Genomic DNA, 16,103 nt, shown 5'->3' with positions numbered 1-16,103 from the left:
CCTTGCTGAGTCATTCGCCGGCGGTTGCGTTACGCGTCGTGTTGTCCGGCCTGGTCGCTTTCAGTGCGGCGCGGACTTCACGCATCAGGCTGCCGGCAAACAGCACGTCCTGGGCCTCCATGAGGCCCGCGGAGCGCAATGCTCGCGCGGTCCACGTGTTGCAGGTGTGAAAGGCGTCGTAAGTTCCGGACGCCGCGAAATAGACGCTGCCCGCATAGGGCCCGTTTGCGAGGATTTGCGTCGCGCCTGACGCGTCGGTTTCGAACGACGCGCGCAGATATCGCTGGAGGCCGGCGAGACCACCGCTGTCGACGGGCACTTCCACGACGTTCGGGGCGCCAAACGCGTCCTGCGGGGACGCGCGCAGGACGGTCATCAGCACGGCCGCCTTGCTGGGCAAGAGTGCGCCCATCATCGTCAGCGGATCGTGGCGGCGTTCCACCACGAACTGTCTTTCCCCGAAGCCGAAGCAGAGCATCGCCGCGCCCTCGAAACCGCGTGCGAGCGAGGCGACCCATGGATCGGCGTCGCCCATGCGCAGGCAGATGTCGGTGTGCCAATCGCGCTGAACTACGGCGACAGATGTGCTCGCCGGGCCACTGGTCATCGGCTCGATCGCCGTGGGCAAGGGATCTTGCGGGCTCGCGCACGCGGCGAGCACGAGCACGAGCGCAGCTGCACAGTGCCTTTGTGCCACCCTGGTCCGCATGAGACATCGACGCGCGTCGGCAGCTTCGTTCATCGGAAGCGCTCTTTCCATCGAGAAGCCCCTATGTCTGCATATGCCATGCCGCGTCGGGGGCCTGCACCATCTTGACGCGGGCATTCCGTGCCGCCACTGCGTGCCCCGTTTCGAGGCCACGGATCCTGCACCTGTTGCACCAATTGAGCGCATTCGACGCGCTGCCCGCGATGGCATATCACTTGCTTTTTTGCAGTACCCCAACGTCTCCCGTCGCAAACATGTGACGAAACGCTGGATGTCGCTGCATGCAGTTGCCTAAACGCCCGAGAACGAACCGATGCAAGTCCATGACGAGATGCGCGACGAGGGCGCGGTGCGCCCGCACTACGAACGCTTCCAGCACTGGCTGGAGAGGCAGACTGGCGAGACGATGGCGCACAAGCGCGCCGAGGCGGACCTGCTGTTCAGGCGGGTCGGCATCACGTTCGCGGTGAACGGCGACCTCTCCGGCACCGAGCGGCTGATTCCCTTCGACCTCATTCCGCGCATCATTCCCGCCGACGAGTGGGAATTGCTCGAGCGCGGACTGCGTCAGCGCGTGCAGGCGCTCAACCTGTTCCTTCACGACGTCTATCACGATCGCAACATCGTGCGCGCGGGCGTGATTCCCGCCGAGCAGGTCTACACGAATGCGCAGTACCGGCCCGAGATGCAGGGGATCGACCTGCCGCTGGGCGTGTACGCGCATATCGCAGGCATCGACATCGTGCGCGACGGGCGCGACGGCGCGTTCTATGTGCTCGAGGACAATTTGCGGGTGCCGTCGGGCGTCTCGTACATGCTCGAGAACCGCAAGATGATGATGCGGCTCTTTCCCGAGCTGTTCGTCCAGCACAAGGTGGCGCCTGTTGCGCACTATCCCGACCTGCTGCTCGATACGCTGCGCTCGGTGGCGCCCGACGGCGCCGACGATCCGACCGTCGTGGTGCTCACGCCCGGCATGTACAACTCCGCGTATTTCGAGCATACGTTCCTCGCGCAGCAGATGGGCGTCGAACTGGTGGAGGGCAAGGATCTGTTCGTAGAGGATAACTATGTATTCATGCGCACGACGCAAGGGCCGCGGCGCGTAGACGTGATCTACCGGCGCGTGGACGACGATTTTCTCGATCCGCTCGCGTTTCGCGCCGATTCCGCGCTCGGCGTGCCGGGGCTGCTCACGGCTTACCGCGCGGGCCGCGTCGCGCTCGCGAACGCCATGGGCACCGGCGTGGCCGACGACAAATCGATCTATCCGTACGTGCCCGACATGATCAACTTCTATCTCGGCGAAAAGCCGATCCTGAAAAACGTGCCGACGTGGCAATGCCGCCGCCCCGACGATCTCGCCTGGACGCTCGAGCATCTCCCCGATCTCGTCGTGAAAGAGGTGCACGGCGCGGGCGGCTACGGCATGCTGGTCGGTCCCGCTTCCACACGCGAGGAGATCGAGGCGTTTCGCGCGCGCCTCGTCGCGCGGCCGGGCAACTACATCGCGCAGCCCACGCTGTCGCTCTCGGCTTGCCCGACCTTCGTCGAAGCGGGCATCGCGCCGCGCCATATCGACCTGCGGCCCTTCGTCCTCTCCGGCAAGACGATCCAGATGGCGGCGGGCGGTCTCACGCGCGTCGCGCTCAAGGAGGGCTCGCTCGTCGTCAACTCGTCGCAGGGCGGCGGGACCAAGGACACGTGGGTACTCGAATGATTTCACAGGCCAATCCGCACGCTAAAAACGAGGTTCGAACATGCTGAGCCGTACCGCCGATCATTTGTTCTGGATGGCCCGCTACATGGAACGCGCGGAGAACACCGCGCGCATGCTGGACATCAACATGAAGGCGCTGCTGCTGCCGGGCAGCGCGAACGCCGAGGCGCGCACCCATCGCGCGATGCTGCGCATCTCCGAACTTGAGCCCGCCTTCGACGCCCGCCACGAGGAAACGACGAGCAGCAACGTGCTCAAGTTTCTCGTTGCGGACCCAACGAATCCATCGAGCATCTATTCGTGTCTGCACGCGACACGCGAGAATGCGCGCGCCGTGCGCGGCACGCTCACGACGGAGTGGTGGGAAACGGTCAACGACACCTGGCTGCAATTCGTCGAGCGTCTGCGCGAAGGCGAGCTGGAATCCCATCCCGATGCGTTGTTCGAGTGGGTCAAGTTCCGCTCGCATCTGTCGCGCGGGGTGCGCCTCGGCACGGCATTGCAGGACGACGCGCTGTTCTTCACGCAGCTCGGCACGTTCCTCGAACGCGCGGACAATACGGCGCGCATTCTCGACGTGCGCTTCGTCGAAGTGGAGAACGCCGACTCGCGCTCGGCCGCGCGGCAGCTCGAGGACTTCTATTACTGGACCTCGATTCTCAGCTCGGTCTCGGCGCTCGAAATCTATCGCAAGGTCTATCGCGACGTGGTGACGCCCGCGCGCGTGGTGGAGCTGCTGATTCTCAACCAGCAAATGCCGCGCTCGCTGCTGGCCTCGCTGGACGGCGTATGCACCAATCTCGCAATGCTGCGCACCGGGACTTCGCGCGAAGTCGAGCGCACCGCGGGCAAGCTGCGCGCTGAACTGCTTTATGCCGATCTGCGGCAGATCTTTTCGATGGGCGTGCATACGTTTCTCACGCAGTTTCTCGCGCGCGTATACGAGCTGGGCAACCAGGTCGCACGCACCTATCTGATGTTGCCGGTAGGCTAACGATCCCGCGCTGTTCGATATCCCAATCGTCTAGATGGAGAGGTCACGTCATGCAGCTCGCAATCCGGCACGACACGGTGTACCGCTACGAAGCGCCCGTGCATTATTCCATCCAGCAATTGCGGCTTTCGCCGCTCACTACGCCCACGCAGATCGTCACGCAGTGGCAGGTCGAGGCGCCGGGCAAGCTGGATGCGGGCCGCGATGCCTACGGCAACGCGCTGATGACCTTGGTGCTCACGCGTCCACATACGGAAATTCGCTTGCGCGTGCGCGGCGAAGTGGAAACCGTGGCGCTGCCCGATGGCCGCCTGCCCGAAGGCGAGGGCCCCGTGCCGATGCATCATTTCACCTCGCCCACGCGGCTCACGGAAGCGGACGAGGCGCTCGCGGATTTCGCGCACAGCCTGCCGCCGCTGGACGATTCGGCGGCCATTCTCCAGGCGGCGGCGCGCATCGTGGAGCGCGTGCGCTACGAACCCGGCGTCACGGACGTGACGCACACCGCGGCGGACGCGCTGGCGCTGGGTCGTGGCGTGTGCCAGGATCATGCGCATGTGATGCTGGCGGTGTGCCGCGCGCGCGGCGTGCCGGCGCGCTACGTGAGCGGCTATATCGACCCCGGCGACGTTCCGGAGATGGCGAGCCACGCGTGGGTCGACGTATGGCTCGACAACGGCTGGGTCACCGTGGACGTCACGCACGCGTGCTTCGCAAGCGAGAAGTACTGCCGGATCGCCGTGGGGCGCGACTACGACGCTGCCGCGCCGGTTCGTGGCCGCCGTATCGGCGGGGCAGGGGAGTCGCTCGATGTCAGCGTGCACGTGAGCGCGCAGCAGTCGCAGCAATAGCTTTCCCGGGATGGCAAAGAAAAAGGAAGAAGGCGCATGACGTACTGTGTGGCAATGGGGGTGGAGGAGGGACTCGTATTCCTTGCGGATACGCGCACGAACGCGGGTGTCGATCACATCAGCACATCGCGCAAGATGGCGGTGTTCGAGGAGCCCGGCGAGCGCGTGCTGGTGCTGCTCGTCGCGGGCAATCTGGCCATCACGCAGGCCACGCTGCAGGTGCTAACCGAGCCGCAGGACGCGGCGCGTACCACGCTCTGGAACGCGCCTACGATGGTCGAGGCCGCGCGCGTGGTGGGCGAAGCGGTGCGCGAAGTGCATCGGCGCGACGCGGAAGCGCTCAAAACCTTCAACGTCGATTTCAACTGCAGTTTCATCCTCGGCGGCCAGATCGGCAGCCATCCGATGCGGCTCTTCCAGATCTACGCGGCCGGCAATTTCATCGAGACGTCTAGCGTCAATCCGTATTTCCAGATCGGCGAATCGAAGTACGGCAAGCCGATCATCGACCGCGTCCTCACGCCGCGCACGCCGCTCGACGAGGCCGCGAAGTGCGCGCTCATCTCCATGGACTCGACGCTGCGCTCGAACCTCTCGGTCGGCCTGCCGCTCGATCTGCTCGTGTATGAGCGCGACGCGCTGCGCGTCACGCGGTATGCGTCGCTCGACCAGTCGAACGCGTACTTCGAGATGATTCATTCGACTTGGGGCGCGCGGCTGCGCCAGGTGTTCGGCGAGATACCCGATCCGCTCTGGACCGACGAAGGCGACGTGCCGCGCCACGAACGCGCGACGCTGCCCATTGCGCCGCGCGCCGCGCACGAGGGCAATGTGCCGGAGCCGCGCCCCGCGCAGACGCTCGCGCAAGCCCAGCCGGACGCCGCGGTGCTGATGCCGCACGCCGCGCCGCGCGTGCCGCGCGACGGCTAGCGCGCGGCCGGCGCAGCGCTTGCAAACGTCCTTTCTGCCTCGCCGGGTGGGGAACCGGTATCCTCCTGCGTAGATGCTCGGTGCATCGCGCACTGGCGCGCGTTCCCCCGACACAGGAGGCAGGCTGATGAAGCAGAACGATGACCCGAAGCACGGGCGCCCCGATGACGATTCCGTGTCCTGTGGCCCCGACGATCCCGCGCGTCGCCGGGTGCTCGGTGGGCTTGCCGCGGTCGGCGTGGGGCTCGCGCTCGGCGGCTGCGAGACGCCGGCGCAGAGCGCGGCGAGCATGCCGCGCAGCGCCGCCGACACGCGCGTCGATGCCGCGCTGCGCGACCAGGTCCGCCAGATCGTCGTGATCTACGCGGAGAATCGCAGCTTCGTCAATCTGTACGGCAACTATCCCGGTGTGCAGATGCCGCTCGCCAGCGTGAACGCCGAGCGCTACGTGCAGCTCGATCGCGACGGCAAGACGCCGTTGCCGCAGCTGCCGAAGATCTGGGGCGGCCTCGTGCCCCAGGCGCAGGAACTGCACGGCAAGCGTTACATGATTGCCGAGCAAGACATCACCGGTCTTCCGAACCAGCCGTTCCGCATCGCCGACGCGCATGGCAAACCGTTGCCGAACGGCATCATCACGCGCGATCTCGTCCATCGCTTCTATCAGAACCAGATGCAGATCAACGCGGGCCGCAACGACCAGTTCGCCGCGTGGGGCGACTCGGGCGGCCTCGTCATGGGCTATTACGAGAATTCGGCGCAGACGCTGCGGCTCTGGAATATCGCGACGCAGTACACGCTTTGCGACAACTTCTTCATGGGCGCGTTTGGCGGCTCCTGGCTGAACCACATCTTCCTGATCTCGGCCCAGGTGCCGCGGTACGCGGATATCCAGACGAGCGCGGCGAAGGATCTCGCTTCGGTCGTGGAGGGCGACGATCCCACCGGCACGCGCCTGAAGGTCGCGCCGAACTCGCCTGACTCGGCGCTCGACGGTGCGCCGAAGTTCGTGAACGACGGCCTCTTCACGCCCGACGGCTTTGCCGTCAACACGATGGCGCCGCCTTATCAGCCGAGCAACGTGCGCCCCTCGGAGGACGGCAACCCGTCGCTCGCCGATCCGTCCAATCCGCGTGTGCTGCGCCCGCAGACCTACGCGACGATCGGCGACCGGCTCTCGGCGAAGGGCGTCGACTGGGCCTGGTACAGCGGCGCGTGGCAGTACGCCCTCGATCATCCCGACATGGGTTCGAGGCCCGACTTCCAGTATCACCATCAGCCCTTCAACTACTTTGCCAACTTCGCGCCGGGCACGGCAGAACGGGCACGCCGTCTGCGCGACGCGGGCCTCGGCGACGATCCGGCCACGAACCGTCTGCTCGCCGACATCGATGCGGGCCGGCTGCCCGCCGTCACGTTCTACAAGCCGCAGGGCACCCTGAACATGCACGCCGGGTATGCCGACGTCGAATCGGGCGATCGCCACATCGCGAACGTGATCGAGCATATCCAGCGCGGTCCGCAGTGGGCCGGCACGATGATCGTGGTGACGCACGACGAGAACGGCGGCTGGTGGGATCCCGTCGCCCCGCCCGTGGGCGACCGCTGGGGCCCGGGCTCGCGCGTTCCGGCGCTCGTGATCGCGCCGTTCGCGAAGAAGGGCTACGTCGATCACACGTTCTACGACACCGTTTCGATCCTGCGCTTCATCAGCCGTGTGCACGGCCTCGCGCCGCTCGACGGCGTGGCGGCACGCGACCGGGCGTTCCTGTCGCGGGACCAGATGCCGCCCGGCGATCTCACGGCAGCGCTCGACCTTGCGTGAACGTTTGCGGGCGAGGAAGGCGCCGGCGATTGAAAGCATCGGCGGCGCCTTCCGGTGCCCATCTGAAACGCAAATTGATGCAACGGCGACACAAGCGACGAACTCTCCATCCGATCAATGAGTTGGCGCAATCGCCAGGCGGTTATCAACAGGTTTTTCCCCGAAATCTGTGGACAACTTCGCCGCGCGGGCGAACTGCATCTTGTGTAACGTTTGCCCGCTTCCTCTTTCCAATCAGGGACTTGGTCCAGCTGTCCAGAAGTTGCCAACAGAGCTACCCACCAAATCTGTGGAAAACCGCGCACGCGTTTGTTCTGCCGAGCGCCCTCGCTGCAACAATCGGCAACGCTGCGCATATTCCCAGTCGCATCAAGGACTTGGTGTGACCGTCCCGCGGTTACGCACAAGGCTGTCCACCAAAGCTGTGGATATCGCGCCCAGATGTTGATCGTGGCGGAGTCAACCTTGCAGAGGGCGGAAGTTCGGCCCGATAATCTCCGTCGATATGACCGTCGCGTGACCTCGCGTGCACGGGCAACTCACCTCTCGCCACTCCCCGCTGCGCCGTGCTCAAAAACTCGCGCTTCGCCGGTCTTCTGCGTATTCCTGGCTTCCTGCCGCTCGCCGGCGCGACTCTCATGCTCGGCGTGGCGATGTCCTTCACCGCGCCTTACCTTTCGCTCTTCGGCGTCGAGCGCGCCGGCATGACGCCGTTCCGGCTCGGCGTGTTCATGACCGCCATTGCCACGAGCGGCGTGATTGCGAGCACCGCGGCGGGGCGCAGGAGCGACGCCACCGGCAAGCACCGCACGCTGCTGCTCGTCTCGCTGTGCGCCGCGACGCTCGGCTATCTGAGCCTGTGTGTGGTGCGCGACTACCGGTGGCTGCTTCTCGTTGGCATCGCGTTCATCGGCGCGGGCGGATGCGCGATGTCGCTCGTGTTCTCGTTCAGCCGCGCGGCGCTGCCCGCGCGCGACGACGCGGAGCGCACCTTCGCGAGCGCGACCTTGCGCACCATCCTTTCCGCGGCGTGGGTGTTCGGGCCTGCGGTCGGCGCGCTCGTGCTCGCGGCCACGGGCTTCTATGGGCTCTTCCTGTTCGCGGCGGCGAGCTTCGCGGCGTGCGGCACCATCGTCTGGCGCATGCGCGAGCCGCGCTCCGACGAGCACGCCACCCAGCATTTGATGGCGCGCCCGAGCGCCGGCGACGTCGCGCAGCAGAGGGGCGAGGAGCGCGCGGCGCAGTACGAGGGCCAGCCGCTCACCCAGGCCGAGGTGCAGCCGGGCGCGCCGCGCGATCGGGCATCGCTCGCGGTGCCTGCGAATGCGGCGGCGGCGAAGGCGAAGGCGGCGCGAGCGCCCGCAGAGGAGGGCTCGCAGAAAGACATCATGCGCGCGATCGTTGCGCTGACACTCATCGGTCTCGCCGCCAACGCGACGATGATCGTGCTGCCGCTCTTCATCGTTCACGGCCTGCAAGGCACGAGCATCGACGTTTCGATCATGCTCGGCCTCGGCGCGTTCATGGAGATACCGATGATGCTCGCGCTCGGCGCGCGCGCTTCCGTGCTCGACAAGCAATGGTGGCTGGCCGCGTGCGCCGTGGTGCATGCGGTCTACTTCGTCTCGATGTCACTGGCGCCCGGGGTTCACGCGCTGATTCCGATGCAGATCCTCAACGCCTTCGTGGTGGCCGTCACCTCGTGTCTCGGCATGACCTTCATGCAGGACCTGATGCCCGCATCGCCGGGGCGGGCGACGGCGTTATTCTTCAACGCGGCGCGGCTCGGTTCGATCCTGTCCGGGGTGCTCTCGGGCCTGCTCGTGCAGGCGTTCGGTTATCGCGGCACGTTTGTCTTTTGCGGCGTGCTCGCGCTTTGCGCACTCGTGTTGTTTGCCGTGCCCGGCGAGCAATACCCGAAGATGGCGCGCGCGGCCCGGCGTTATCTGCGCGAGCGGATCTCGCCTTCGCGCAGCAAGGAAAGCACTCTTCCAGCCAAAGGACTTAATGAAGGGGACACAAGACGCTAAAGTCCCGGCCGTGCGTGTTCCAGTCGTCTGGCGCGACGTGAGAGTTGACCCCGGCCCCATGAGGGCCGGGTTTTTTTGCGTCGCGCGAGGGGCGTGGGCGCGCGCCGTGGCCTACGCGACAGGCCAGATTTCAATGCATAAGTCATTGAACCGAAAGAAACAAGTAAGGTATTATTCGGGCCGCGCAGCGTGACAGCCTGCCGCGCGTCATGGCGCCCCAAATGGGAAAAGCGCTGTTGATGCGATCAAAAATCGGCTGTAGCAGCCCGTGTGTTGTTTTTTCTCCTGGTGCGTTTTGAAATAAAAACAATGACTTGTGTCAGTCTTCGATCCGGCCCGTGTTGTTGCGCTGCAAAACTTCCGTATTCCGTTTACCCTCGTTAACCCTTGAACGTGTGTTGCATTTCGCCTCATAGCTGACAAATACATTACAGCCAGCCAGGTTCGATTTTCACCCCGCGTCAATCTTTCAAGTTGCTTGCGCACCTGATCGTGCGCCGTGGAAGCCATTTGCTCCGCATTTTTGAGGTCCTGTTGAAATGCAATCCGTTCCATTCCTGAGTCTGGCGATCTGGATTCCCATCCTGTTCGGCGTGGCCGTGCTGCGCCTCGGGTCGGATCGTCATCCGCAGCGTGCCCGCTGGCTGTCGCTCATTGGCGCCGTCGTCGGTCTGCTGCTGACCCTCCCGCTCATCTCCGGCTTCGACAACCATCAGGCCGGCATGCAGTTCGTCGAGTTCCGCGAATGGCTGCCTGAGTTCGGCGTGGCGTGGCGACTCGGTGTCGACGGCATTTCGATGTGGCTCGTGGTGCTCACCGCGTTCACGACGCTCGTGATCGTGGTCGCGTCGTGGGAGTCCATCACCGTGCGCGTCGCCCAGTACTTCGGCGCGTTCCTGATTCTTTCGGGTCTGATGGTCGGCACGTTCGCGGCGACCGACGGCATGCTGTTCTTCGTGTTCTTCGAAGCCACGCTGATTCCGCTGTACCTGCTGATCGGCGCGTGGGGCAATGCCCGCCGCACCTACGCCGCGGTCAAGTTCTTCTTCTTCTCGCTCGCCGGCTCGCTGCTGATGCTGGTGTCGATGCTGTACCTCTACAGCCAGTCGCACACGTTCGACATGTCCGCGTGGCACGGCCTCACGCTCGGCTTCATTCCGCAGATTCTCGTGTTCATCGGTTTCTTCGCGGCCTTCGCCGTGAAGGTGCCGATGTGGCCGTTCCATACCTGGCTGCCCGACGTCCACCTCGAAGCGCCGACCGGCGCCACCGTCATGCTGGCCATGCTGAAGCTGGGCGGCTACGGCTTCCTGCGCTTCACGCTGCCGATCACGCCCGACGCCGCGCACTTCTTCGCCCCGGCGATCATCACGCTCTCGCTCGTGGCCGTGGTCTATTCGAGCCTGCTCGCGCTCGCGCAGACCGACATGACCAAGCTGCTCGCGTACTCGACGGTCGCCCACATGGGCCTCGTCACGCTGGGCCTCTTCCTCTTCAACCAGATCGGCACCGAGGGCGCGATCGTCCAGATGATCTCGTACGGCTTCGTCTCGGGCGCGATGCTGCTCTCGATCGGCGTGCTGTTCGACCGCACGAAGACGCGCACGATCTCGGCCTATGGCGGTGTCGTCAACGTGATGCCGCGCTACGCGGCGTTCATGATGCTGTTCTGCATGGCCAACCTCGGCCTGCCGGGCACGTCGGGCTTCGTGGGCGAGTTCATGGTCATCATGGGCGCGATCCGCGTGAACTTCTGGGTCGGCGCGATCGCCGCGACGACCGTCATTCTGAGCGCTGCGTACACCCTGTGGATGTACAAGCGCGTGATCTTTGGCGCTGTGGCGAACAAGGGCGTGGCAAAGCTGGCCGACATCGGCCGCCGCGAAACGCTGATCTTCGCTTCGCTCGCAGCGTTCGTGCTGGCAATCGGCCTCTATCCGAAGCCGATGACCGACGCGATCGAGCTCTCGGCGGCGAACCTCGTCACCCAGGCCGGCCGCAGCAAGCAACCTGTCGACGATGCGGCGCCTGCTGACGCAGTGCGCGCGGGCACGGACGTTCGTGCCGCGCAGCCGCACTCGCCGACTTGATCAAAGAAGATTGACAACGCAACCAGCGCGCCGTACCGCCCCAAGGCGGTACGGCGCGCTGCTGCGTGGAAGGGTTTTCGAATTTTGAAATTCGAGAAGTAGCCGCGGCGGGCCGCTGTCAAGAGCAGAGTGGGGCGCGATGTGCGTGTGTTTCCGAGGCGCGACAAACCTCGCGAACACATGCGGCAAAGTGTCTCGATCTGCTTTTGACAAAGGTCATTTTCCACATTCATTGATTGCGAAATATCAAAGCGGCTGTATGATGCGGACGCGCTTCCTTTGTCGGATGTCAGGGGATGTGTCCGGAACTATTCAATGAATGAAATTCAGGCAAACGTGATGAAAAGAACGACCTTTCAAAGGTTACTGCTTCCCGTAAGCGCCGGATTGGCCTTGTGTCTTTCCGGATGCAACATGGAGCTCCTCGACCCCAAAGGAAGTGTGGGCGTGGCGGAAAAGTCGCTGATCGCGACTTCCACCTGGGCCATGCTGATTGTTGTGATCCCCGTGATCGTCCTGACGCTGTGGTTCGCGTTCCACTATCGGGCGTCGAACCGTAGCGCCACCTATGCGCCGAAGTGGTCGCACTCGACGGCGATCGAAGTCGTCGTCTGGACCATCCCGACGCTGATCATTCTGTTCCTCGGCGTGCTCACGTGGAACACCACGCACGAGCTCGACCCCTACAAGCCGCTCGAATCGAACGTCAAGCCGATCAACGTCGAAGTGGTCGCGCTCGACTGGAAGTGGCTCTTCATCTACCCCGATCTCGGCATCGCGACGGTGAACCAGCTGGCCGTGCCCGTTGGCACGCCGGTGAATTTCAGCATCACGTCGGACTCGGTGATGAACTCGTTCTTCATCCCGCAGCTTGGCACGCAGGTCTACGCGATGGCTGGCATGCAGACGCGTCTGCACCTGATCGCCGACCACGCTGGCGACTACGCCGGCCTCTCGGCGAACTTCAGCGGCAAGGGCTTCTCGGACATGAAGTTCCGCACCCTCGCCACGAGCCAGCAAGACTTCGACGCGTGGGTCCAGAAGGTGAAGGCTTCGCAGACGCAGCTTTCCATGGATCAGTACGCGACGGTCGCCAAGCCGAGCGAGAAGGCTCCGGTTGAATACTTCTCGACGGTCGACCCGAAGCTCTTCAACAACATCATCGCGAAGTACAACAACGGCCACGTCACGAATTTCAGTGACCCGTCGTGCGTGACCAAGGGGTAAAAGGCATGTTCGGAAAACTTACACTGGATGCGATTCCGTACCACGAGCCAATTATCGTGGTGACGGCGCTCGCCATGGCGCTGGGCGGGGCAGCCCTGCTCGGCGCGATCACTTACCTGGGTAAGTGGAAATATCTCTGGACGGAGTGGCTGACGAGCGTCGACCACAAGCGTCTGGGCGTGATGTACATCATCCTCGCGCTCGTCATGCTGCTGCGCGGCTTCGCCGACGCGATCATGATGCGCACCCAGCTCGCACTCGCGTACAACGCGCCGGGCTATCTGCCGCCGCATCACTATGACCAGATCTTCACTGCACACGGCGTGATCATGATCTTCTTCATGGCGATGGCTTTCATGGTGGGCCTGTTCAACATCATCGTGCCGCTGCAGATCGGCGCGCGTGACGTTGCGTTCCCGTTCCTGAACAACCTGTCGTTCTGGATGACGGCCGTCGGCGCGGCGCTGATGATGATCTCGCTCGTCGTCGGTGAGTTCGCGATGACGGGCTGGCTCGCGTATCCGCCGCTCTCGGAGCTGGCGTACAGTCCGGGCGTCGGCGTCGACTATTACCTGTGGGCACTGCAGATTTCGGGCGTGGGTACGCTGCTGACCGGCGTGAACTTCTTCGTCACGATCATCAAGATGCGCGCTCCGGGCATGACGATGATGAAGATGCCGGTGTTCACGTGGACGGCGCTCTGCGCGAACGTGCTGATCATGGCCGCGTTCCCGATCCTGACCGTGACGCTCGCGCTGCTCGGCCTCGATCGCTACATCGGCACGCACTTCTTCACGAACGACGGCGGCGGCAACGTCATGCTGTACCTGAACCTGATCTGGGCATGGGGTCACCCCGAGGTGTACATCCTCGTCCTGCCGGCGTTCGGTATCTTCTCGGAAATCGTCGCGACGTACGCAAAGAAGCCGCTGTTCGGCTACAAGACCATGGTGTACGCATCGTGCGCGATCATGGTGCTCTCGTTCCTCGTGTGGCTGCACCACTTCTTCACGATGGGTTCGGGCGCTGACGTCAACGCGTTCTTCGGCATCATGACGATGATCATCGCGATCCCGACGGGCGTGAAGATCTTCAACTGGCTGTTCACGATCTATCGCGGCCGTGTGGAATTTTCGGCACCGATGCTGTGGACGATCGGCTTCATGGTCACGTTCACGATCGGCGGTATGACCGGCGTGATGCTGGCAATCCCGGGCGCCGACTTCGTGCTGCACAACTCGCTGTTCCTGATCGCGCACTTCCACAACGTGATCATCGGCGGCGTGCTGTTCGGTTACGTCGCGGGCATGAACTACTGGTTCCCGAAGGCGTTCGGCTTCAAGCTCAACGAAAAGATCGGCAAGCGTGCGTTCTGGTTCTGGCTCACGGGATTCTGGCTCGCGTTCACGCCGCTGTATGTGCTCGGCTTCATGGGTGCAACCCGCCGCCTGAACCACTACGACAATCCGGCATGGCAGCCGTGGATGATCGCCGCCTGGGTCGGCGCCGTGCTCGTGGCCATCGGCATCGCGCACCAGCTGCTGCAGATCTACGTTTCGGTCCGCGACCGCAACCTGCCGGGCAACCGCGACCTGACGGGCGATCCGTGGGGTGGCCGTACGCTCGAATGGTCGATCTCGTCGCCGCCGCCGTCGTATAACTTCGCAATCATTCCGCACGTGAGCGAGCTCGACGAGTTTGCGCACCTGAAGGAAACCGGTCGCGAAACCGTGGACGTCGCGAACACGAAGTACACCGACATCCACATGCCGTCGAATACCAGCGCAGGTGTCTTTACCGGCATCTTCACGCTCGCGTTGGGCTTCGCAGGTATCTGGCACATCTGGTGGCTCGCGATCGCCAGCTTCGTCGGGATTCTCGGCACGGTCATCGCTTATAGCTTCCAGAAGAACGAAGGCTATTACATCCCGGCCGCCAAGGTCCGGGCAGACGAAGAAGCGCGCAATCGCGCACTGGTCAAGGCGTTTGCTGACAAGCAACGCGGTGGCAAGGTTGAAGCAGCACTGGAGGCCAACTGATGTTGACGAAGACAAGTGCGGCCGCACTCGCGGAGCACGATCACCACGATCACCCGCCGTCACACTCCGTGTTCGGCTTCTGGCTGTACCTGATGACGGACTGTATTCTGTTCGGCTCGCTGTTCGCAGTGTTCGCCGTGATGCAGAACCAGTTCGCAGGCGGCCCGACGGGCAAGGACCTGTTCGACATTCCGGGCGTGGCCCTGGAAACGGCAGTGCTGCTGCTGTCGTCCATCACGTACGGTTTCGCGATGATCGGCGCGCACAAGAAGCGCACGGGTCAAGTGCTGTTCTGGCTGGCCGTCACGTTCCTGCTGGGCGCGACGTTCCTGTATTTCGAACTGCATGAATTCGCGCACCTGATCGAAGAAGGCGCGGGCCCGAGCCGCAGCGCGTTCCTCTCGTCGTTCTTCACGCTGGTCGCCACCCACGGTATTCACGTGACGTTCGGCATGATCTGGATGATCGTCCTGATGGTGCAGATCGCGGTTGCTCCCAAGCTGGACGAGCGCGAAATCCGCCGCCTGACGTGCCTGAGCCTCTTCTGGCACTTTCTGGACATCGTCTGGATCTGCGTGTTCTCCTTTGTTTATCTTGCGAGCGTGATCTAAATGAGTGCTCATTCCATCCACGAAGAAGAAAGCCACGGCAGCGTAGGCAGCTACCTGGTCGGTTTCGTCCTGGCGGTGGTGCTCACGGCCGCTTCGTTCTGGCTCGTGCTGCACGGCGGCTTCGCGCGCGAAACCGCGCTGATCGGCCTCGGCGTCCTGGCGGTCGTGCAGATCGTCGTGCACCTCGTGTTCTTCCTGCACATGAATGCGTCGTCGAGCCAGCGCTGGAACGTGACTGCATTCAGCTATACCGTGCTGACGGTGCTGATCCTCGTGATCGGCACGCTGTGGGTCATGCACAACGTCACGATGAACATGATGTCGCGTTAAGCGCATCTTGGTCGGGGGGCCTTGCTGCATGAGGCTCTCCGGCCTTTTCCCCCGCTGTTCCCCCTCCAGTTGCCAGCCTGGCTAGCATTCCCCACCAACAACGTGTGTGAGGCGATGAAGTCGCAGAGACTGTCATCCGCAATCGCCGATGCGCGCGTGCCCCAGTTTCACCAGCGTTAATTTCCCCGCACGAACCAGGCGATAGGTCGTCAATCGTGACACGGCCGGCATTTGCGTGGCCGTCTCAAATGGCTCACGCACCTATGCCGATACAAGATGGATCGCACTCACCGCGCTGATGCGAACCACGCACGGTCTTGCCGTCAATGGCCACCCCCTGCCGAGCCAGCGCCGAGCACAGGCGGCTCATCCAGCGTATGGTCGCTTTCCTGCGCAATCCTGTCGAACGCCGGGCAGGCAACCAGGACTGGCCACCCCCGGAGCCGCGCAAGCGAACGCCTTATGAAGATCTCATCCTCTCGGCGTGGGACAATGCCTCTGCCGTGCCGCCTGCCGTGGATAGCCTGCTCGCGGAACATGTCCACGATTCCGTGGCGCACTTCACTTCGTGGCCGTGCACCCTGTACGAGCCACGCGGCGTCTATTGTGACAAGGCGCACTACTACGCCGCCAGGCCGTGGCTCGGTCGTCGCCCGGATGTCATGGCCTGTTGACCAACCTGCGCTTCGCTCCTCGAGCGAAGCGCAAAGAAATCTATGGTCAGCCTGACTTTTGCAAGCGAGTCGG

Annotated in this window: 13 protein-coding genes; 12 read left to right on the top strand and 1 reads right to left on the bottom strand. The window is 63.7% G+C overall.

Annotated features, from left to right (window positions below):
- Positions 1-10 precede the first annotated feature (10 nt).
- Positions 11-742: a DUF2459 domain-containing protein gene (locus BMI01S_RS20575; RefSeq protein WP_051381464.1), complete on the bottom strand. Its 732-nt coding sequence runs from the start codon at positions 740-742 to the stop codon at positions 11-13.
- A 280-nt stretch (positions 743-1,022) separates the two neighbouring features.
- Between BMI01S_RS20575 and BMI01S_RS20570 the strand changes: the two genes are divergently transcribed.
- The 12 genes from BMI01S_RS20570 (at position 1,023) to BMI01S_RS20515 (ending at position 16,030) form a co-directional block, all read left to right on the top strand.
- The gene (locus BMI01S_RS20570) at positions 1,023-2,429 is read left to right on the top strand and encodes a circularly permuted type 2 ATP-grasp protein (protein ID WP_028210974.1); all 1,407 of its coding nucleotides are present in this window, start codon (positions 1,023-1,025) and stop codon (positions 2,427-2,429) included.
- A gap of 40 nt (positions 2,430-2,469) precedes the next feature.
- The gene (locus BMI01S_RS20565; protein WP_028210975.1) at positions 2,470-3,423 is read left to right on the top strand and encodes an alpha-E domain-containing protein; all 954 of its coding nucleotides are present in this window, start codon (positions 2,470-2,472) and stop codon (positions 3,421-3,423) included.
- 50 nt (positions 3,424-3,473) lie between these two features.
- Entirely contained in the window at positions 3,474-4,274 is an 801-nt protein-coding gene (locus BMI01S_RS20560; RefSeq protein WP_028231664.1) for a transglutaminase family protein, read from the top strand.
- A gap of 36 nt (positions 4,275-4,310) precedes the next feature.
- A complete protein-coding gene (locus tag BMI01S_RS20555) occupies positions 4,311-5,204 on the top strand; it encodes a proteasome-type protease (RefSeq protein WP_042290362.1) in 894 nt (297 codons plus the stop codon).
- A 127-nt stretch (positions 5,205-5,331) separates the two neighbouring features.
- Positions 5,332-7,029: an acid phosphatase gene (locus BMI01S_RS20550; protein WP_036045613.1), complete on the top strand. Its 1,698-nt coding sequence runs from the start codon at positions 5,332-5,334 to the stop codon at positions 7,027-7,029.
- A gap of 566 nt (positions 7,030-7,595) precedes the next feature.
- Positions 7,596-9,059 (top strand): sugar efflux transporter, encoded by a 1,464-nt coding sequence (locus tag BMI01S_RS20545; RefSeq protein ID WP_028231666.1) that lies wholly within the window; start codon positions 7,596-7,598, stop codon positions 9,057-9,059.
- 539 nt (positions 9,060-9,598) lie between these two features.
- A complete protein-coding gene (locus BMI01S_RS20540) occupies positions 9,599-11,149 on the top strand; it encodes an NADH-quinone oxidoreductase subunit M (RefSeq protein ID WP_028210979.1) in 1,551 nt (516 codons plus the stop codon).
- Positions 11,150-11,488: 339 nt separating this feature from the next.
- The gene (gene cyoA, locus BMI01S_RS20535) at positions 11,489-12,376 is read left to right on the top strand and encodes a ubiquinol oxidase subunit II (protein ID WP_028210980.1); all 888 of its coding nucleotides are present in this window, start codon (positions 11,489-11,491) and stop codon (positions 12,374-12,376) included.
- A gap of 5 nt (positions 12,377-12,381) precedes the next feature.
- Positions 12,382-14,415 (top strand): cytochrome o ubiquinol oxidase subunit I, encoded by a 2,034-nt coding sequence (cyoB, locus tag BMI01S_RS20530; RefSeq protein ID WP_028210981.1) that lies wholly within the window; start codon positions 12,382-12,384, stop codon positions 14,413-14,415.
- Complete coding sequence (cyoC, locus tag BMI01S_RS20525; RefSeq protein WP_028210982.1) at positions 14,415-15,026, top strand: cytochrome o ubiquinol oxidase subunit III; 612 nt, start codon at positions 14,415-14,417, stop codon at positions 15,024-15,026. Before cyoB ends, cyoC begins: the two co-directional genes overlap by 1 nt.
- Positions 15,027-15,356, top strand: coding sequence for a cytochrome o ubiquinol oxidase subunit IV (gene cyoD, locus BMI01S_RS20520; protein ID WP_028210983.1), 330 nt, complete (start codon positions 15,027-15,029; stop codon positions 15,354-15,356).
- Between the two features lie 326 nt (positions 15,357-15,682).
- A complete protein-coding gene (locus BMI01S_RS20515; protein WP_174480121.1) occupies positions 15,683-16,030 on the top strand; it encodes a hypothetical protein in 348 nt (115 codons plus the stop codon).
- Positions 16,031-16,103 lie beyond the last annotated feature (73 nt).

It is taken from the genome of Paraburkholderia mimosarum LMG 23256 = NBRC 106338 (assembly GCF_000739815.1).
Classification (GTDB): Bacteria; Pseudomonadota; Gammaproteobacteria; order Burkholderiales; family Burkholderiaceae; genus Paraburkholderia; species Paraburkholderia mimosarum.
This window is presented reverse-complemented; position numbering and strand designations above follow the sequence as displayed.